Here is a 19,926-nt window from a genome sequence, read left to right on the forward strand (position 1 = left end):
AGAATGAGTGATGCAATTAAACATGAGTGCGGTATAGCACTTATAAGGCTTTTAAAACCATTAGAATACTATAAAGAAAAATATGGTAGTGCATTTTATGGTGTGAATAAAATGTATTTAATGATGGAGAAACAGCACAATAGAGGTCAAGATGGTGCTGGTTTTGCAAGTATTAAATTAGATACTAATCCAGGCGAACGTTATATTAGTCGGGTTAGATCTATTGCTCAACAGCCTATTCAGGATATTTTCTCCCAAATTAATGATCGCATCAATTCTGAGATTTCTCAAAATCCAGAGTATCAGAATAACGTCGAGCTTCAGAAAAAGAATATCCCCTATTTAGGAGAACTTTTACTTGGTCATGTACGTTATGGAACATTTGGAAAAAATAGTGTAGAAAGTGTTCATCCTTTTTTAAGACAAAACAACTGGATGCACAGAAATCTTATTGTTGCGGGCAATTTTAATATGACCAATGTAACTGAACTATTTAACAACTTAGTTGAGATAGGTCAGCATCCTAAGGAAAAGGCAGACACCATTACCGTAATGGAAAAAATAGGCCATTTTTTGGATGATGCGGTATCAAAAATCTATAGAGACCTAAAAAAAGAAGGTTATTCAAAAATTGAATGTTCTCCTTTAATTGCTGAGCGTTTAAAAGTTGGAAAAATTTTAAAACGTGCTGCAAAAAATTGGGATGGCGGTTATGCAATGGCAGGTTTATTAGGCCATGGAGATTCATTTGTTTTAAGAGATCCTGCAGGAATACGACCAGCATATTATTATAAAGACGATGAGGTAGTTGTTGTGGCGTCAGAAAGACCTGTAATTCAGACTGTATTCAATGTGCCCTTTGAAGAGGTCATTGAATTAGATCCTGGGCATGCAATAATTACAAAAAAATCTGGTCACATTCAAATTAAAAAAATTCTAGAACCATTAGAGCGCAAAGCATGTTCTTTTGAACGTATTTATTTTTCTAGAGGAAGTGATGCAGAAATTTATCAGGAAAGAAAAGAATTGGGAAGGCTACTTATGCCAAAGGTTCTTGAAGCAATTGAAAATGACACAAGAAATACCGTTTTCTCATATATACCAAATACCGCAGAAACTTCTTTCTACGGAATGATTGACACGGTAGAAGAACACCTCAATCATAAAAAAACTCAAGTAATCTTAACCGGTAAAAGAAGTCTTTCGGCTGATAAGGTTGAAGAAATTCTGTCTGAACGACCACGTATTGAAAAGATTGCGATAAAAGATGTAAAACTCAGAACCTTTATTACTGAAGATAGTGGTAGGGATGATTTGGTAGCCCATGTTTATGATGTAACCTATGGTGTTATTAAACCGACTGACAACCTTGTAATAATTGACGATAGTATTGTTCGTGGTACTACCTTAAAAAAGAGTATTATTAAAATGATGGACCGACTAGGTCCAAAAAAGATAATCGTTGTTTCATCAGCACCTCAAATAAGATATCCTGATTGTTATGGAATTGACATGGCAAACTTAGAAAGTTTAGTAGCTTTTAGAGCGGCACTTGAATTGTTAAAAGAAAACAACCAGTATAATATTGTTGATGAAGTTTACAACAAATGTATTAAGCAAGTAGGTATCAATGACAACAATGTTAAAAACTTTGTCAAAGAAATCTACAACAATTTCACAGACGAACAGATTTCAGATAAAATCTCAGAGTTATTAAGTGAGAACATTGTTAAAGCTGAGGTTAAAATAATATTTCAACCAGTAGAGAACCTTCACAAAGCATGTCCTAAAAATTTAGGCGATTGGTACTTTACTGGTAATTACCCAACCCCTGGAGGAAACAGAGTCGTAAATAAAGCCTTTATAAACTTCTATGAAGGTAATAAGGAGCGTGCGTATTAATTTCGATAAAATGGTGATTTTATCGGATAAAACCAGTATTTCATCTATAATTTACGCCGTTTATCCAATATTTGTTTCGTTTTAACAAATAAAATATACATTGGTACCACCATAACATAAGTAGGTTAAGTTCATGGTAGATTTGGGGCAAAAAAAGGTGAACGATGTTCACCTTTTTTTATGGGTCTAATTAAAGTTTTACTTTAAGTTGTGTCATTAATTAAATGAAAAGTGCGATTAACATATGCAAATATTGTTAGCGTTTTCCACTCTTAGACTAATATATAGGTCGTTTATCCAAAAAATTCATTTGTTAAATTATAGTCCACTTATATTTGAGTCACCATAACATAAGTAGGTTAAGTTTATGGTAGATTTGGGGCAAAAAAGGTGAACTCTCTGTTCACCTTTTTTCATTTTGTACATCTTCAAAAATATCCTAGTCCCAAACAAAAAACCCAAGCCTTAAAAGACTTGGGTAAATTGAAAAAGAATATTCTATTTATTTCGCTTCTGCGTATCTTCTTTCTATTTCGTTCCAGTTAATTACTTTAAAAAATGCCGCAATATAATCTGGTCTTCTATTTTGGTAATTTAAATAGTAAGCGTGTTCCCAAACATCCAATCCTAATATTGGTGCCCCTCCACAACTAACTCCTGGCATTAATGGGTTGTCTTGGTTAGGTGTTGAACAAACCTCTACCTTACCTCCTTTATGAACGCACAACCACGCCCAACCAGAGCCAAATTGAGTTGTAGCCGCCTTACTAAATGCCTCAATAAAGGCATCTTTAGATCCAAACTCTGCTTCAACAGCATCTTTTAGTTCTCCTGATAAATAGCCTCTATCTTCAGGATTCATTGCTTCCCAAAACAAACTATGATTGTAAAATCCTCCTCCGTTATTTCTAACCGCAGAATTAGACATATCCAGGTTTATTAATATATCTTCAATAGACTTTTCATCTAAATCAGTTCCTTCTATTGCTGCATTTAACTTTGTGGTGTATCCGTTGTGGTGTTTTGAGTGGTGAATCTCCATTGTACGTGCATCAATGTGCGGTTCTAGAGCGTCATAATCATATTTTAATTTCGGTAATTCAAAAGCCATAATTATTGATTTTAGATTAATAATACATTATTAACAAAATTACGATAATGAGAATAAGAAAATCTAAATTAATTATTAAGATTCCCTATTTTGGTATAAAATTAATCTTTTGCAATATTCTACGTTTAAAATATATAATGCTTCGGCTGGAAGTGGCAAAACATTTACACTCACTAAATCTTACTTAAAAATATTAATTGCCTCTGAGAATCCTGAATATTTCAAACACTTGTTAGCCATTACCTTTACCAATAAAGCTGTTGCGGAAATGAAAGAGCGTATAATAAAAATGCTTAAGCTTTTTTCATCACAAGATCCATCAGCAAAATCACATGAAATGTTTACTGCTATCTGTGATGAATTAAAAATTACTCCAATTGATTTAGAGATTAAGGCTCAAAAAATTTTAAAACGAATCATCCATAACTATGGCGCATTTGATATTTCAACAATAGATGGTTTTACACATCGTGTTATAAGAACATTTGCGAGAGATCTAAAGCTGCCTATAAATTTCGAAGTTGAATTAGATCAGGAGAGACTATTGGCCGAAGCTGTTGATAGTTTAATAAACAAAGCAGGAACCGATAAGGGCTTGACAAAAATTTTAGTTGACTTCGCTATTGAAAAGGCAGACGAAGACAAAAGTTGGGATGTAAGCTATGATTTTAATAACATTTCCAAATTACTTGTAAACGAGAATGACTTACAGGGAATTGAAGGTCTAAAAAATAAAACACTAGACGATTTCAAAAGGCTAAAGGATAGCGTTTACAACGACAAACAAAGTTTAGAAAATGACATTAAAAAGATTGCAAATAAAACCCTAACCTTAATTGACGAGTCTGGGTTAAGTTTTGAAGATTTTACCAGAAAAACTCTGCCAAATCATTTTTTGAAAGCGTCTAAATTAAATCTCAAGGATTTATACAAAAATAAACTTGAAGAAAATATTGAAAATGGCACTGGTCTATATTCTAGCAAATTAGAAAATCATATTGCTGAAACTATTCAAGCAATTCTTCCAGAAATAGAGCTTAACTACAAAAAACAGAAAAATTTAATTTATAATCTTAAGCTACTAAACGAAATACTTCGGAATATAACACCCTTATCTGTTTTAAACGCAATTAAATATGAACTCAAAACGATCCAAGAGGAAAAAAATATATTACTGATTTCAGAATTTAATACACTTATTAGCAATGAAGTTAAAGACCAACCTACTCCATTTATTTATGAGCGTCTAGGTGAAAAATTCAGACATTATTTCATCGATGAATTCCAAGACACATCTGTACTACAGTGGAACAATTTAATTCCGTTAGTTGATAATGCTCTTTCAACAAATAATGGGTCTTTAATGCTGGTAGGAGACGCCAAACAGGCAATATATAGATGGCGAGGCGGAAAAGTAGAGCAATTCATAGACCTTTACAACAAAAAGGGGAACCCGTTTCACGTTGATGCCAGAGTAGAGTCATTGGATACGAACTATCGAAGTTGTATTGAAATTGTAAAATTTAACAACGGATTGTTCAATTATTTAAGTCATTCTTATTTAGCCAGTGAAACTTATTCTGAACTGTTTCAAAATTCAAAACAGAATATAGCGATTAATAAATCTGGTTATGTTAATCTCAGTTTTATAGATGATTCTGAAAATGAAGAGGATAAGTCAGTAATGTACTCTCAGAAAGTCCTAGAAAAAATTCAAACTTGTCTTAAAAATGGATATGAATTGAGAGACATCTGTGTATTGGTTAGAAAACATAAAGAGGGTGTAGCCGTTTCAGATTATTTGACAAATAATTCTATTGAAATTACATCATCTGAAACCCTGCTCATTAAAAATTCTAAAAAAGTTGTATTTATTAATAATCTCATCAAGTTATTAATACAACCTGAGAATACCAGTGCCAAAATTGAATTCCTAACATTTATTTCTGAATTAAAAAACCTTTCTGACAAGCATTCATTTTACCTAACGCACAATAAATCTAATTTAAAAAATAGTCTCAACAGTCTAATATCAATTGGCTATTTTGTTAATCTTAAGGAATTATTACAGTTGCCTCTGTATGAATTAATTGAAGAAATAATAAGAACTTTTGAACTTAATAATGAACCTGATGCATTTTTGCAATACTACCTCGATTTTGTATTAGAATTTACTCAAAAGCAAAACTCTGGTCTAGGCCAATTTCTAGATTATTTTGAGCAAAAAAAAGATAAGTTAAGCATCTCTTCTCCAGCTAATTTAAACGCGGTAAGAGTTATGACAATTCACAAGTCTAAAGGTCTTGAGTTTCCTGTAGTTATTTTCCCATTTGCAGAGTTAAATATATATAAGGAAATCAATCCAAAAGTTTGGTTTCCTCTAGATAGAATTGAATCTGAAGGTTTTGATTCTCTATTAATCAATTATAACAATGATATTGAACAATTTGGAGAAACAGGTAAATCCATTTATGATACTCACCAACATCAATTAGAATTGGACAATATTAACCTACTCTATGTTGCCCTTACCAGACCAATTGAACAATTGTATGTAATCTCTAAAAAAGACTTCAATTCAAAAGGAGAGTTAAATACTAAGACATATTCAGGTATGCTTATTTCTTATCTTCAATCTATTGGACAATGGTCCGACAAAAAGACTGAATATAACTTTGGGCTAAACGAACAAAAAGATCATTCAATACAAATTGAGTCTGTAGATAAATCTATTTCATTAAACTTAATCTCCTCAAGAAAAGAGGACCATAATCTGCAAATTATAACTAAATCTGGCCTACTTTGGGATACAAAGCAACAAAAGGCTATTGAGAGAGGAAATTTAATTCATGAATTACTTTCTAAAATCAAAACACCTAATGACATTTCCTTCGCATTAGAGGATATGGTACTATCAGGCAATTTAACTAAAGAAGAATTAAAATCGCTCTCGTTAGTTATTGATGAAGTGATTAACCATGACGCATTGAAGCGTTATTTCTCTAATGAATATAATATCTTCAATGAAGTAGATATAATCACTAAGACAGGACGACAAATAAGGCCAGACCGATTAAATATAAACAAAAAAAATGAGGTTATAATAATTGACTATAAAACAGGTGAGCATAAGTCGTCTTACTCAAAACAATTGATTGATTATGAGTCTATTTTAAATGAAATGAATTATAAGGTAATTAATAAAATTCTGGTTTACATAAATGAAGAAGTGGGTGTTATTGAAGTCTAATCTATTGCTTGTATCTTTGACTCATAAAAAATTAAAATATGTACGGTTCTATAAAACACTATTTACAAAAAGAAATTGAATCAATTAAAGAGGCTGGCTTGTTCAAAGAAGAAAGAATTATAACGTCACCTCAGGGTGCAGAAATTACACTGAATACAGGAGAAAAAGTTTTAAACTTTTGCGCAAATAATTACTTGGGTTTGTCCTCACACCCAGAAGTAATTGAAGCAGCAAAAAAAACATTAGACTCACATGGTTTTGGTATGTCTTCTGTTAGATTTATATGCGGTACACAAGACATCCACAAAGAACTAGAGCAGAAAATTGCAAATTTTTACGGCACAGAAGATACCATTTTATATGCTGCAGCTTTTGATGCTAATGGTGGAGTTTTTGAGCCCCTTTTAGGAAAGGAAGATGCCATTATCTCAGATTCTTTGAATCATGCATCTATTATTGATGGCGTTAGATTGTGTAAAGCAGCCAGATATCGTTACCAGAATAATGATATGGGCGATTTAGAAAAACAACTTGTCACTGCAAATAAAAATGGAGCAAGGCATAAAATAATTGTTACGGATGGTGTTTTCTCAATGGATGGGTTAGTCGCTCCATTAGATAAGATTTGTGATTTGGCTGAAAAGTATGATGCTATGGTTATGATTGACGAATGCCATGCTACTGGATTTATTGGTAAAACCGGAATTGGTACACTAGAAGATAAAGGTGTTTTAGGAAGAATTGACATAATTACGGGTACGCTTGGTAAAGCAATGGGGGGAGCAATGGGAGGCTATACCACCGCAAAAAAGGAAATCATTGAAATATTAAGACAGCGCTCAAGACCTTATTTGTTTTCTAATTCTCTCGCCCCAGCAATTGTAGGTGCGTCAATAAAGGTTTTTGATATGTTAAAAAACGATACAACCTTAAGAGACAAGCTAGATTGGAATACGAAATACTTTAAGAAAAACATGAAAGAAGCTGGCTTTGATATAATAGATGGTGATTCGGCTATTGTTCCGGTTATGTTATATGATGCCAAATTAGCTCAAAAAATGGCAAATATGCTACTTGAAGAAGGCATTTATGTTATCGGATTTTTCTATCCCGTTGTTCCAAAAGGAAAAGCCAGGATAAGAGTACAATTATCAGCGGCGCACGGGGTAAATCAACTAGATAAAGCCATATCCGCTTTTGTTAAGGTTGGGACAGCTCTAAATATTATTTAAAATGGTTACAAACTCACTATTTTAGGGCATTTTTACAATATTTTTATATATTTGTCTTTGTTAATAAAATTTAACAACTTACTTTTGACGACAATTAACACTTAAAATTAAATTAATTAGAATATGAAAAATCTTAGCAGATTATTGTTTGTTACCGTGCTTTTAGTATGTTTTAGCACATCAAATGCGCAAGATAAAAACAATCCATGGGCCATTAGCTTAGGGACAAATGCAGTAGATGCATATCCTGTAGGTGAGGATTTACCTCAAGGGCCTTATTTCGATGAGTTTTTTAATGTATCAGATCACTGGAATATATTTCCAACTATTTCTAGAGTTGCAGTATCTAGATATTTAAGTGATGGATTTACTTTTACTGCGGGTGGTACTCTAAATACTATTGATAAATTTGGTACTAGATTAAACGCAACAACTGGAGAGGAAGAAACTAATCCTGTTAATGATTTATCATATTTCAGTTTAGATGGTACAATTTCTTACAGCTTTCAAGAAGTTTTAAATTCTAACAAATTTGAACCTTATTTAGGTGTTGGTGGTGGTTACACTTGGTTAGACAATGTAGGTGCTGGTACGCTTAATGGTAACTTAGGCTTGAGATATTGGTTTAATGAAAAGTTAGGTGTAGAAGTGCAAACTATGTATAAGCACGCTTTTGAAGATTACATACCAAAACACTTCCAGCATTCAGTTGGTTTAGTATTTAAATTCGGTGGTACTGACACTGACAATGATGGCATTTATGACCAAGATGATGCTTGCCCAGAAGAAGCTGGTTTAGAAATGTTCAATGGATGTCCTGATTCTGATAACGACGGTATACAAGATTCTAAGGACGATTGTCCTAACACTCCAGGTTTAGCTGAATTTAATGGTTGTCCTGATAGTGATGGAGACGGTGTTGTTGATAAAGATGATAAATGTCCAAATGTTGCTGGTCTTAAGGCATTAATGGGTTGTCCAGATGCTGATGGTGATGGTGTTGCAGATGGAGATGATAACTGTCCTAATGAAGCTGGTCCTGCAGCTAACAATGGATGTCCTTGGCCAGATACTGATGGTGATGGTGTTTTAGATAAAGATGACAAGTGTCCTAATGAAGCTGGTGAAGTTGCATTAGATGGATGTCCAAGACAAGCGCCTACTCCAGCAATAATGAAAACGTTGAACGATTACGCTAAAACTATTTTGTTTGATACAGGTAAATCATCCATAAAGGATCAATCCGAACAAGTATTACAAAATATAACGGCAATCTTAAAAGAATACCCAAATTCAAGATTTTCAATTGACGGACATACCGATAGTACTGGTTCGGCTTCATTGAATCAAAAATTATCTGAAAGCAGAGCTAATGCAGTAATAGATTTTCTAGTTGCTAATGGAATCGACGTAAGTAGATTAGAAGGAAAGGGTTATGGAGAAAATAGTCCTATTGCTGACAATAAAACTAGAGAAGGTAGAAGAGCAAATAGACGTGTTGAAGTTGTTCTTTTAAAGGAAGAATAGAATAATACGTTTTATTGGTTAAAAAAATAAAAAACGCTCCGTTTTATACGGAGCGTTTTTTATTTTTAAAACATGGTAAGTTTTATTGAGTCTGTACTAATTGATCTTAGGGATAAAAAATTGAATTTTGAAGATCTTCAATTCATCCTACCAAGTAAACGCGCAGGCGTATTTTTAAAACATCAATTAGCCGGATTAATTGATAAACCTATTTTCTCGCCAGAAATAAAAAGTATTGAGGAGTTTGTTGAGGAGTTGTCAGGATTAAAGGTATTATCTAATATAGATTTACTATTTAGTCTATATAGTACTTATAAAAGCATAACAAGAGATGGCGAAGTTGAACCTTTCGAATCATTTTCAAAATGGGCCCAAATCCTACTACAAGATTTTAACGAAATTGACAGGCATCTTGTAGAACAAAATCAAATTTTTGATTATTTAACTGCGATTGTTGAACTTAACCATTGGTCTAAGGAAGAAAACCAAACAGATCTTATAAAAATACACCTTAAATTTTGGCACAAACTCAAGGAATATTACTCTAAGTTTACAGAAAACCTGCTAAATTCAAAATTTGGATACCAGGGATTAATTTATAGAGAGGCATGTGATAATCTAGAGGTTTATATTGAAAACAAACCTTCTAAAACACATGTTTTTCTTGGTTTTAATGCTTTAAACAGAGCGGAATCAATAATTATCCAAGGTCTTCTTGAAAACGATCTAGCACATATTTATTGGGACGTAGACGAGACTTTCATTAATGATCCGATTCATGATGCAGGATTATTTTTTAGACATCACAAAAACTCATGGAATTATTTTAAAAAAGCACCTTTCAATTGGTTGCACAACAACTATAAAGAAAGTAAAAAAATCAAAGTAATTGGTGTCCCAAAACTAATAGGACAAGCAAAATATATAGGTCAGATATTAGAAGGCTTACAAATAAAGAATAAGACATTGTCTGATATTGCGATTGTTTTAGGTGAAGAAAATCTATTAATGCCTGTTTTAAATTCACTGCCAAAATCCATTGAAAAACTAAATGTTACAATGGGACTTGCATTAAAATATGTGCCGTTAGCATCTGCATTTGATGCATTATTTACAATTCATAAAAAAGGAGCTAGTTCCTATTATCATAAAGACGTGGCCCGCATACTATCACACCCATCCTTTTACCAATTATTTGAAACCGCCTCTGGCAACACGGCAAATGATATTTTAAAACATATACAAACTAATAACCTAACTTATTTATCTACCTTAAAGCTTAAGGAAATTTCGAAAGGAAACACTGATTTAATTAGCTTATTTTTTGATAGTTGGGAAAATAGCCCAGCTAAAGCATTGAAGAAATGCTCCGAAATTATTTTTGAAATTAAAAGTGTAATCGACAAAGAGAAAAAAAGAAATGGCCTTGAATTAGAATATCTATATAAATTCAATACACTTTTCAATCAATTAAAAGCCCTAAATGATAACCATAAACATCTCATTTCGGTTGCGGCACTTAACCCAATTTATAGAGAATTATTAAGTTCTGAAAGTATTGATTTTAGGGGTGAACCTTTAGAAGGCTTACAAATAATGGGGGTGTTAGAGTCTAGAGTATTAGATTTTGAAACTGTTATTATAAGCTCTGTTAATGAAGGTGTTTTACCCGCTGGTAAAAGTAATAATTCATTTATCCCATTTGATGTTAAAATCGAAAACGGTTTGCCCACTTTTAAAGAAAAGGATGCTGTTTATACTTACCATTTTTATCATTTATTACAACGTGCTAATAATGTTTATATACTTTATAACACGGAGAGTGATGCATTAAATGGTGGTGAGAAAAGTAGATTTGTCACCCAGTTGGAAATTGAAGGTATTCATAATATCGAACATTTTATTGCTTCTCCACATGTCCCGAAAATCGAAAATAAGTTACTGGAGATTCCAAAAACCGATATGGTTATACGGGAGGTCCATGCATTTGCGACAAAAGGATTTTCTCCGTCTTCTTTAAGCAACTACATAAGAAATCCGATAGATTTTTATTATCAAAAAATTCTTGGAATTAAGGAATTCGAAGATGTTGAAGAAAATATAGCATTCAATACCTTGGGATCTGTAATTCATGAGACCTTAAAAGATTTTTATGACCCAATAATTAATCAATACTTAACCCTCGATTATTTAGATTCATTATTTGCGTTAATTGAAGCGACCGTCACAAAACATTTTAAATTATTATATAAAGAAGGTGATTTTACGAAAGGCAAGAATCTTATCATATTCAATATTGCACAACATTATATCAAAACATTTATTGAAGATGAAAAAGAAAGTCTAAAGACAGGAAACAAAATAAAAATAAAGGCAATTGAAATAGAATCATCAATTGATATACAAGTAGATGGGTATGTCTTTCCTGTTAAATTGAAAGGAACTGTTGATAGGGTAGACGAATTTAATGGTGTTACAAGAATAATAGATTATAAAACCGGAAAGGTTGACCAAGGAAAAGTTGAAATAGTTGAGTGGTCCGACATAACATCAGACTATGATAAATACAGCAAATCCTTCCAGATTTTGTGTTATGCCTATATGTTGCACAAACAAAATGTAATTGAACTTCCAGTGGAAGCTGGCATAATATCATTTAAAAATCTTAAAAAAGGGTTTTTAAAATTTGGCACCAAATCATCTGCTAAATCCAGAACAAAAAACCAAGAAATAACCTTTGAAACTCTATCTAAATTCGAAGTTGAATTAAAGAAGTTGATGTCTGAAATTTGTAATCCAAAATTAAATTTTGTTGAAAAAGAACTAAATCAATGAAGATTTTAAAAAATATAGTATTAGAGAGAAACGGCAAAAAACCAATTTTATTAGATGTATTTAATTCAACGACTGAAAAGGAGTGTCCAATAGTTGTTTTTTGTCATGGATATAAGGGTTTTAAAGATTGGGGTGCATGGAACTTAATGGCAACACATTTTGCGAACACTGGTTACTGTTTCATTAAGTTTAATTTTTCTCATAACGGTGGCACGATTAAAAATCCTATAGACTTTCCAGATCTTGAAGCTTTTGGCAATAACAATTACACAAAGGAACTAGACGATTTAAATGATGTATTAAATTGGATTGAACATCATTTTCAAGATAATTCCAAAGTCAATTTAAATGAAATCACCCTCATTGGACATAGCCGAGGAGGTGGTATTGCCATAATAAAAGCTTCTGAGGACTCCAGGATCAAAAAATTAATTACTCTAGCCAGTGTCTGTGATTTTGGTAAACGAACTACTATAATTGGAAATTTACAGGAGTGGAGAAAATCTGGTGTTAAATACGTTATGAACGGAAGAACAAAACAGCAAATGCCACATTACTACCAGTTTTACGAAGATTTCAAAGTAAATGAGGAAAGACTCAATATAAAATCAGCTGTAAAAAAACTGACAATCCCTCACTTAATAATTCATGGTAACAATGATACCTCGGTAAGTTTAAAAGAAGGTAAAAATCTACACAAATGGAACCCGAATTGCGAATTAAATATTATTGATGGTGCAGATCACGTCTTCAACACAAAACATCCTTGGGAAAAGGGAATTTTATCTGCCCAATTAAAAGATGTAGCAAAATTAATTGAAGAATTCATAAATAAAAAAGCATAATTAAAATTACCCTTTAGTGGAGAAGAGCGGACTCGAACCGCCGACCTCTTGACTGCCAGTCAAGCGCTCTAGCCAACTGAGCTACATCCCCAAATATTATTTCATACCGCTTAAAACAAGGACAGGAATTTTTGAGCTATGAAAGTCTTTTTTCAAAATAATATTATTTTCCCAAAGTTTGGAGAAAAAACCACGTTTTCGTCTTACCACACACAATAAATCAGGGCTATGATTTTTATAGTGTTCTAAAACCGCTTGAAATGTTGTTGGGCTTTCTGCATAAGTAATGTTTGTGAGCATACCCTTTAATTCATCCTTTAATATAAAATCATCCTCTTTGTGATAAGGTGTTTTAACTAATAACGCATTAGTAACCGCCTTAAATTGATTCTTAATAGATTTTACAGGATTTAAAACACCCTCCTTTTTTATAATAGCAGACTTCATTGCTATTAATATTTTAACAATAGGTTTATACACATAGTTTTCTGGTACGATCAAAATCGGTATTTGGGTTCGTTTTACTATTTTTCCAGAGGTATTTCCTAAATAAACTTCATCCTTAATTGAATTTGTTCTTGGTTCTATAAGCATTAGATCTACATCTAAGGCGTTACAAATTTTTCTTAATGTATCAATTAATTTGCCTTTAAATGTTCTTGTGCTTAAGTCTACGCCTTTAGTGTCAATAGAAGAAACAAGGTCATCTAAAAAGTCTTTCGATTCTCTTTCAAGAATATGATCAATTTTTATCATGGTTCCTGCTTTGGTATAAACATTATATATTTGAACAACGTATAATTTAGCGCCAAATGCTTTTGCAAAATCTACAGCATATTGCAAATGAGATTTTGCATGTTTTGAAGACCCTACAGGAACAAGTATCGTTTTCATTGAATATAGAATTTAGGCAAAAGTACAATTTATTAATGATTAGAAAGGCTACACTAAAAGACATATCAACTATACTGCTAATAACTAAAGCATGTGCTAAATCAATGATAGAAAAGGGGATTTATCAGTGGAATGAACACTACCCGAATAAAAATGCCTTCATAAATGATGTAGCGCGTAATGAATTGTATGTGCTAGAGGTTAATGAAAACATTATAGGCTCTATTGTAATCTCCAATCTTATGGATGGTGAATATGAATCAATAAAATGGTTAACAAAAAATGAGAATAACATTTATATTCATAGATTGGCAATTCATCCAGGTAATCAGAGGAAGGGCTTTGCTCAAGTTCTCATGGATTTTGCGGAAAAATTTGCCATAGAAAACAACTATAGCTCTATTAGATTAGATACCTTTTCACAGAACAAGAGAAACCAAAAGTTTTACGAACTTCGTGGCTATAAAAGATTAGGGGATATTTTCTTTCCAAAACAAAGCAAATACCCTTTTCATTGTTACGAATTAGTCCTTTGAGCACCAAAATCACACTAAAGCAAATCAATAAATTGGCAATACCAGCTCTAATTTCTGGTATTTCAGAACCCATATTGTCCTTAACAGACGCTGCTATTATTGGTAATATGAATTTAAATGCCACTGAGTCATTGGCTGCGGTTGGTATAGTTACAACCTTTTTATCAATGCTTATTTGGGTTTTAGGGCAAACGCGTAGCGCTATTTCATCAATTGTGTCCCAATATTTAGGAGCAGACAAATTAGGTGAAATAAAAAATTTGCCAGCACAAGCTATTTTTTTAATAACATCATTAAGTGTCATTATTATTTTAGCTACTTATCCTTTTGCCTCCCAAATTTTCAAGCTTTATAATGCATCAGATCTTATTTTAAATTATAGTATTGTGTACTACCAAATTAGAGTTTTTGGCTTTCCATTTACCCTATTTACGATTGCTGTTTTTGGTACATTTAGAGGATTACAAAACACATTTTATCCAATGATAATCGCAATTGCAGGCTCTGTATCGAATATCATATTGGACATTGCCCTAATTTATGGTATTGAAGGCATAATACCTGCACTACATATTGAAGGTGCTGCATATGCTAGTGTTATAGCACAAATTATTATGGCAGGTTTATCTGTTTATTACTTATTAATCAAAACAGATATTCCTTTATTGGTAAGGTTCCCGTTTAACCCAGAGATTAAAAGCTTTGCTTTAATGATTGTTAATCTGTTTATACGAACCATTGCATTAAATGTAGCGCTATATTTTGGGACAAGCTTTGCTACAAAATATGGCCCAACCTATATTGCTGCATATACAATCGCAATTAATCTTTGGTTTTTAGGCGCATTTTTAATTGATGGTTATGCTAGTGCGGGAAATATATTATCAGGTAAGCTTTATGGTGCAAAAGAATATAAAAGCTTAATAGATTTGAGCAATAAGCTGATTAAATATGGAATATTAATAGGCTTAACGATTGCTATTATTGGAGGGTTGCTATACTTTCCAATAGGAAGTGTTTTTACGGATGATCAAAACGTTCTCAATGAGTTCTATAACATATTTTGGACTGTACTTGCAATGCAACCACTTTGTGCCCTAGCTTTTATATTTGATGGTGTTTTTAAAGGGCTTGGTAAAATGCAATATTTAAGAAATGTTCTGTTATTTTCAACTCTTCTAGTATTTATACCTGTGATTATTGCTGCTGATAATTTAGGCTATAAACTATATGGTATTTTCATGGCTTTCACAGTGTGGATTATTGCACGGGGGCTTCCTTTAATTATTAAATTCAGAAAAATATTCAGAACACTAGCCGAAAACACTTAAATTTGAACCAATCATTATTGGGTTAAATGAATAGGCTACTATTTATTACAACAAGTTGATATTACACAAAAAATCAAGGAAGCACCAGACGATAGTTACAGTATTGGTATTTTCATTGGAAGCATGTTACCTTTTATAATACTTGTGATAATTGTCTATTTAATTTACCGACATAACAAAAACAGAATAAAGAAAAAATAGATGGGAAATTATCTTTTTTTAATACTAGCAATTGTATTAATTGTTATTTATTTTATCAATAGAAATAAAAGACGCTAATGACTAACATTCGTATTACAAAACAGTTTTCTTTTGAAACTGGTCACGCACTTTACGGCTATGATGGTAAATGTAAAAATGTACATGGCCACAGTTACAGGTTAGATGTTACCGTTATTGGTGTTCCTATTTCAGATAATACCAATGTAAAATTTGGTATGGTGATTGACTTTGGTGATTTAAAGAAAATAGTCAAAGAAGAAATTGTAAATGTTTTTGACCACGCTACAGTTTTCAATAAAAACACACCTCATGTTGAACTGGCAAAAGAATTAGAAGATCGAGGGCATAATGTTTTGTTAGTGGATTATCAACCCACCAGTGAAATGATGGTTATTGATTTTGCAGACAAGATTAAAAAGCGACTTCCAGAAAACATAAAATTACATTCTTTAAAACTACAAGAAACTGCAACAAGCTTTGCTGAGTGGTTTGCTTCAGACAATGAGTAATTCAATTCACATAGAAGTTCCTTCTGGCAAGAAGGTTTATTTTGCTTCAGACAATCATTTAGGTGCTCCTACCAAAGAAGAATCACTCCCGAGAGAAAAAAAATTTGTGTCTTGGTTAAATGCTGTGAAAAAAGATGCTGCGGCCATTTTTTTAATTGGTGATTTATTTGATTTTTGGTTTGAATATAAAACAGTTGTGCCAAAAGGTTTTACTAGAACTCTAGGTAAATTAGCTGAGATAAGTGATTCTGGTATTCCAGTTTATTATTTTGTAGGCAACCACGATTTATGGATGAACGGCTATTTTGAAGAAGAACTTGGTATTCCAGTCTATCATAAAGCTCAAGAATTTATAATTAAAGATTCAAAGGTTTTTATAGGGCATGGCGATGGTCTTGGGCCAGGCGACAAAGGTTATAAACGAATGAAAAAGGTTTTTACAAATCCTTTTTTCAAATGGCTTTTTAAATGGCTCCATCCTGATATAGGTGTTAAAATAGCACAATACTTATCAGTAAAGAACAAATTGATTTCAGGCGACGAAGATGCTAAGTTTTTGGGAGAGGAAAATGAATGGCTTGTAAAATATAGTAAACGAAAATTGGAAAACAAACACCGTGATTTTTTCGTGTTTGGTCACAGACACCTGCCTCTTGAAATTGAATTAACAGACAGCTCTAAATACGTGAATTTAGGGGATTGGATTCAGTATTACACCTACGGTGAGTTTGATGGTAAAGAATTAAAACTAAAGACTTATGACGATTTAATATCTTCATAATGATCCTCAACATCCTTTCTTAAATCTAATTCTCTTAAAGGTTTATTCTTCAAGCCTATAGCCGTAACTGTTATTAGGGTAACTATTCCTCCTAATACTACAGCTAAAGGCGCTCCAAATATCCTCGCAGCAACTCCACTCTCCAAAGCTCCCAATTCATTTGATGACCCAACAAACATTGAATTAACTGCACCAACTCTACCTCTCATTTCATCAGGTGTTTTAATTTGTAAAATAGTTTGTCTCACCACCATAGAAATTCCATCAAAAACACCAGAAAAAAACAGCGCTAAAACACTCAACCACAATAGTTTTGAAGCGCCAAAAATTATCATAAATATACCAAATCCAAATACGGAGACGAGTAACTTCTTACCTGTACTCTTTGTAATAGGAATATAGGTTGTTGCCAGCATAGTAATAATGCTACCTGAAGATAACGCGGCATTTAATAATCCAAATCCTTCTGGTCCTGCTTTTAAAATGTCTTTTGCAAATACTGCAAATATTGCAACGGCACCACCAAAAAGAACTGCAATCATATCTAGTGTTAAAGCACCTAAAATAACCTTGTCATTAAACACAAACTTTAACCCAACCTTTAAGCTTTCCTTTACTGACTCATTAGTCTTTTTGTTCATGATTGGTTTTTTGTCAATTTGCATAACAAGCAACAACGCAAATAGTACCAGTAAAAATATTATGCCTAATGTTGCATTAATTCCTATCCAAGCAATAAAAACCCCGCCAAAAAGAGCTCCAAATACGGCTGCGCCTTTCCATGTACTGCTACTCCATGTTGCTGCATTTGGATATGTCTTTTTAGGAACTAACAGAGCGATAAGTGAAAAAATTGTAGGACCAAAAAAAGCTCTCAACACACCTCCAAAAAATACTAAACTGTAAATCCCAATAAGGATATAATTTGTACTCCATATGTCAGAAATATATTCTGATGACAACCAAAACAGACCAAAACTAATTAATGAAAATAAGGTTATGCATAGCGCAAAGAGGTTCCGTTTTTCTTTTCTATCCACAATATGTCCAGCAAATGGTGCCAAGAAAAAAGCGGGCAAAAACTCACACAAACCAATTATTCCTAAACTCAACTCATCATTAGTCAGAGAATACACCTGCCACTCTATAACTACAAATTGCATAGACCAACCAAATACCAAGGCAAAGCGTGCTAAAAGAAATACTTTGAACTCTTTAAATCTTAATGCTTCATACGGATCATTCTTTCCCAAAATCTACTCTTTTAAATCTTTTAGTTTTAATTGAATACTAATTCTACCATTCCAATGGTTTTCATCAATTGTATAGGCCACATTAAATAAATTGTTGTTCTTAATGACATCTAACTTGTCACCAAGACCAAAACCAATACAAACAATGTTTTCAGAACTATTTTGGGTTGCCGTAAGTCGAAGATGTTTATTGTCTTCGCCTACACATTTTCCCCAACCTGTATACTTAATATTTTGTGTCATAAAAACAGGCTTCATATTTCCAGGGCCAAATGGTGCAAATTGTTTTAAAATTCGTATTAATCTATTGTCTACCTGATGTAAATCAATTTCTAAATCAACTTTAAGTTCTGGTGTTAATAATTTTAGGTCTATTGATTCCTTTACAACTCTTTCAAAATTTATTTTAAAAGCCTCATAATTTTCAGGCAACAATGTTAAACCTGCAGCGTACTTATGCCCACCAAACTGTTCAATATATTGTGAGCAGGCTTCTAATGCATTGTAGACGTCAAATCCCTTCACGGATCTAGCAGATGCAGCTAGTTTGTTTCCGCTTTTAGTAAAAACCAGAGTAGGTCTGTAATATGTTTCTGTTAATCTTGATGCAACAATACCAATAACTCCTTTATGCCAGTTTTCATCATAAACAACCGTGGTGAACTTTTCTTGTTCGCTATTGTCCTCAATTTGAAGTAGGGCTTCTTCGGTTATTCTCTTGTCTGTTTCTTTTCTATCTGTATTAAATTGATCGATTTCTACAGCATAGGTCGCGGCTAGATTAAAATCTGTCTCAGTCAGCAATGTAACTGCATGATTTCCATGCCTCATTCTACCCGCTGCATTTATTCGAGGTGCAATAATAAAAACAACATCTGTAATTGTGAGTTCTTCTTTTTTTACCTCTGCTATTATAGCCTTCATTCCGGGTCGTGGATTAGCATTAATAACCTGTAACCCCAAATAAGCCAGAGCCCTATTCTCTCCAATTATAGGCACAATGTCTGCTCCAATAGCAGTTGCTACTAAATCTAAATATTCAATTAATTCTTCAACAGATTGTCCCTGATTGGCAGCTAAGGCAGAAATCAACTTAAATCCTACACCACAACCACATAATTCCTTGAAAGGATAATCACAATCCTCTCGTTTTGGGTCTAACACCGCAACGGCATCAGGAATTTGTTCTCCTGGTCTATGGTGATCACATATTATGAAATCAATACCCTTTCCTTTGGCATAATCAATCTTATCTATAGCTTTTATTCCACAATCTAAGGCAATAATTAAACTGAAATCATTGTCATCAGCAAAGTCAATTCCTTTAAAAGAAATACCATATCCTTCTTCATATCTATCAGGTATATAAGTGGCTACAGAATCTGTTCTTGTCTTGAGATAAGAAGACATTAAAGCCACAGCCGTTGTACCATCTACATCATAATCACCGTAGACCAAAATATTTTCACTATTTGCTATGGCTTCTTCAATTCTAGAAACTGCACATGCCATATCCATCATTAGATAAGGATCATGCAAATCATCAAAGCTTGGCCTAAAAAATGTTTTAGCATCTTCAAAAGTCTCAATACCTCGCTGCAACAATAGTGTGGCAACTATATCATCAACATTTAAGGCCTCTTTCAACGAATTGATTTTTGAAGCTTCAGGTTTTGGTTTTAAGGTCCAGCGCATAAA

Annotated in this window: 14 protein-coding genes and 1 tRNA gene; 10 read left to right on the forward strand and 5 right to left on the reverse strand. The window is 32.8% G+C overall.

Annotation, left to right across the window (positions count from 1 at the left end):
- Window positions 1–3 precede the first annotated feature (3 nt).
- Entirely contained in the window at window positions 4–1,902 is a 1,899-nt protein-coding gene (locus tag DUZ96_RS10080) for an amidophosphoribosyltransferase (RefSeq protein WP_114301825.1), read from the forward strand.
- A 502-nt stretch (window positions 1,903–2,404) separates the two neighbouring features.
- Here the strand turns inward: DUZ96_RS10080 and DUZ96_RS10085 are convergent.
- A complete protein-coding gene (locus tag DUZ96_RS10085) occupies window positions 2,405–3,013 on the reverse strand; it encodes a superoxide dismutase (RefSeq protein WP_114301826.1) in 609 nt (202 codons plus the stop codon).
- 109 nt (window positions 3,014–3,122) lie between these two features.
- On the opposite strand from DUZ96_RS10085, the gene DUZ96_RS10090 reads away from it, so the two are divergent.
- The 5 genes from DUZ96_RS10090 to DUZ96_RS10110 all read left to right on the forward strand — a co-directional run bounded on the left by DUZ96_RS10090 (window position 3,123) and on the right by DUZ96_RS10110 (window position 12,702).
- Window positions 3,123–6,263, forward strand: coding sequence for an exodeoxyribonuclease V subunit beta (locus DUZ96_RS10090; protein ID WP_114301827.1), 3,141 nt, complete (start codon window positions 3,123–3,125; stop codon window positions 6,261–6,263).
- Window positions 6,264–6,301: 38 nt separating this feature from the next.
- Window positions 6,302–7,495 carry a glycine C-acetyltransferase gene (gene kbl, locus DUZ96_RS10095; protein WP_114301828.1) on the forward strand — a complete coding sequence of 398 codons (1,194 nt, stop codon included), beginning with the start codon at window positions 6,302–6,304 and terminating at the stop codon, window positions 7,493–7,495.
- A gap of 123 nt (window positions 7,496–7,618) precedes the next feature.
- Window positions 7,619–9,022: an OmpA family protein gene (locus DUZ96_RS10100; RefSeq protein ID WP_114301829.1), complete on the forward strand. Its 1,404-nt coding sequence runs from the start codon at window positions 7,619–7,621 to the stop codon at window positions 9,020–9,022.
- 72 nt (window positions 9,023–9,094) lie between these two features.
- Window positions 9,095–11,857 carry a PD-(D/E)XK nuclease family protein gene (locus DUZ96_RS10105; RefSeq protein WP_114301830.1) on the forward strand — a complete coding sequence of 921 codons (2,763 nt, stop codon included), beginning with the start codon at window positions 9,095–9,097 and terminating at the stop codon, window positions 11,855–11,857.
- Window positions 11,854–12,702: a S9 family peptidase gene (locus DUZ96_RS10110; protein ID WP_114301831.1), complete on the forward strand. Its 849-nt coding sequence runs from the start codon at window positions 11,854–11,856 to the stop codon at window positions 12,700–12,702. The genes DUZ96_RS10105 and DUZ96_RS10110 overlap by 4 nt, the downstream gene beginning before the upstream one ends.
- Before the next feature lie 17 nt (window positions 12,703–12,719).
- Here DUZ96_RS10110 and DUZ96_RS10115 read toward each other — a convergent pair.
- Window positions 12,720–12,793, reverse strand: a tRNA-Ala gene (locus DUZ96_RS10115).
- A 5-nt stretch (window positions 12,794–12,798) separates the two neighbouring features.
- On the reverse strand, window positions 12,799–13,596 hold the full coding sequence (locus tag DUZ96_RS10120) for a universal stress protein (RefSeq protein WP_114301832.1): 798 nt from the start codon (window positions 13,594–13,596) through the stop codon (window positions 12,799–12,801).
- 35 nt (window positions 13,597–13,631) lie between these two features.
- Here DUZ96_RS10120 and DUZ96_RS10125 point away from each other — a divergent pair, with 35 nt between their 5' ends.
- The 4 genes from DUZ96_RS10125 (at window position 13,632) to DUZ96_RS10140 (ending at window position 16,975) form a co-directional block, all read left to right on the forward strand.
- Window positions 13,632–14,132, forward strand: a complete 501-nt coding sequence (locus DUZ96_RS10125) for a GNAT family N-acetyltransferase (protein ID WP_114302331.1) — start codon at window positions 13,632–13,634, stop codon at window positions 14,130–14,132.
- Entirely contained in the window at window positions 14,129–15,463 is a 1,335-nt protein-coding gene (locus DUZ96_RS10130; protein WP_114301833.1) for an MATE family efflux transporter, read from the forward strand. The genes DUZ96_RS10125 and DUZ96_RS10130 overlap by 4 nt, the downstream gene beginning before the upstream one ends.
- A 278-nt stretch (window positions 15,464–15,741) precedes the next feature.
- Window positions 15,742–16,194: a 6-carboxytetrahydropterin synthase gene (locus DUZ96_RS10135; RefSeq protein ID WP_114301834.1), complete on the forward strand. Its 453-nt coding sequence runs from the start codon at window positions 15,742–15,744 to the stop codon at window positions 16,192–16,194.
- A 10-nt stretch (window positions 16,195–16,204) separates the two neighbouring features.
- The gene (locus DUZ96_RS10140) at window positions 16,205–16,975 is read left to right on the forward strand and encodes a UDP-2,3-diacylglucosamine diphosphatase (RefSeq protein WP_114302332.1); all 771 of its coding nucleotides are present in this window, start codon (window positions 16,205–16,207) and stop codon (window positions 16,973–16,975) included.
- Here the strand turns inward: DUZ96_RS10140 and DUZ96_RS10145 are convergent.
- Window positions 16,951–18,228: an MFS transporter gene (locus DUZ96_RS10145; RefSeq protein ID WP_114301835.1), complete on the reverse strand. Its 1,278-nt coding sequence runs from the start codon at window positions 18,226–18,228 to the stop codon at window positions 16,951–16,953. The genes DUZ96_RS10140 and DUZ96_RS10145 overlap by 25 nt on opposite strands.
- A 3-nt stretch (window positions 18,229–18,231) precedes the next feature.
- Entirely contained in the window at window positions 18,232–19,923 is a 1,692-nt protein-coding gene (recJ, locus tag DUZ96_RS10150; protein WP_114301836.1) for a single-stranded-DNA-specific exonuclease RecJ, read from the reverse strand.
- Between the last annotated feature and the right edge of the window lie 3 nt (window positions 19,924–19,926).

Source organism: Winogradskyella sp. KYW1333, assembly GCF_003335675.1.
GTDB lineage: Bacteria > Bacteroidota > Bacteroidia > Flavobacteriales > Flavobacteriaceae > Winogradskyella.

Excerpts from the sequence above, each read along its gene's own strand:
- DUZ96_RS10110 (WP_114301831.1), top strand. The coding sequence starts at position 11,854 with ATGAAGATTTTAAAAAATATAGTATTAGAGAGAAACGGCAAAAAACCA.
- recJ (WP_114301836.1), bottom strand. The coding sequence starts at position 19,923 with ATGCGCTGGACCTTAAAACCAAAACCTGAAGCTTCAAAAATCAATTCG.
- DUZ96_RS10105 (WP_114301830.1), top strand. The coding sequence starts at position 9,095 with ATGGTAAGTTTTATTGAGTCTGTACTAATTGATCTTAGGGATAAAAAA.
- DUZ96_RS10085 (WP_114301826.1), bottom strand. The coding sequence starts at position 3,013 with ATGGCTTTTGAATTACCGAAATTAAAATATGATTATGACGCTCTAGAA.
- DUZ96_RS10100 (WP_114301829.1), top strand. The coding sequence starts at position 7,619 with ATGAAAAATCTTAGCAGATTATTGTTTGTTACCGTGCTTTTAGTATGT.
- DUZ96_RS10080 (WP_114301825.1), top strand. The coding sequence starts at position 4 with ATGAGTGATGCAATTAAACATGAGTGCGGTATAGCACTTATAAGGCTT.
- DUZ96_RS10120 (WP_114301832.1), bottom strand. The coding sequence starts at position 13,596 with ATGAAAACGATACTTGTTCCTGTAGGGTCTTCAAAACATGCAAAATCT.
- DUZ96_RS10135 (WP_114301834.1), top strand. The coding sequence starts at position 15,742 with ATGACTAACATTCGTATTACAAAACAGTTTTCTTTTGAAACTGGTCAC.
- DUZ96_RS10125 (WP_114302331.1), top strand. The coding sequence starts at position 13,632 with ATGATTAGAAAGGCTACACTAAAAGACATATCAACTATACTGCTAATA.
- kbl (WP_114301828.1), top strand. The coding sequence starts at position 6,302 with ATGTACGGTTCTATAAAACACTATTTACAAAAAGAAATTGAATCAATT.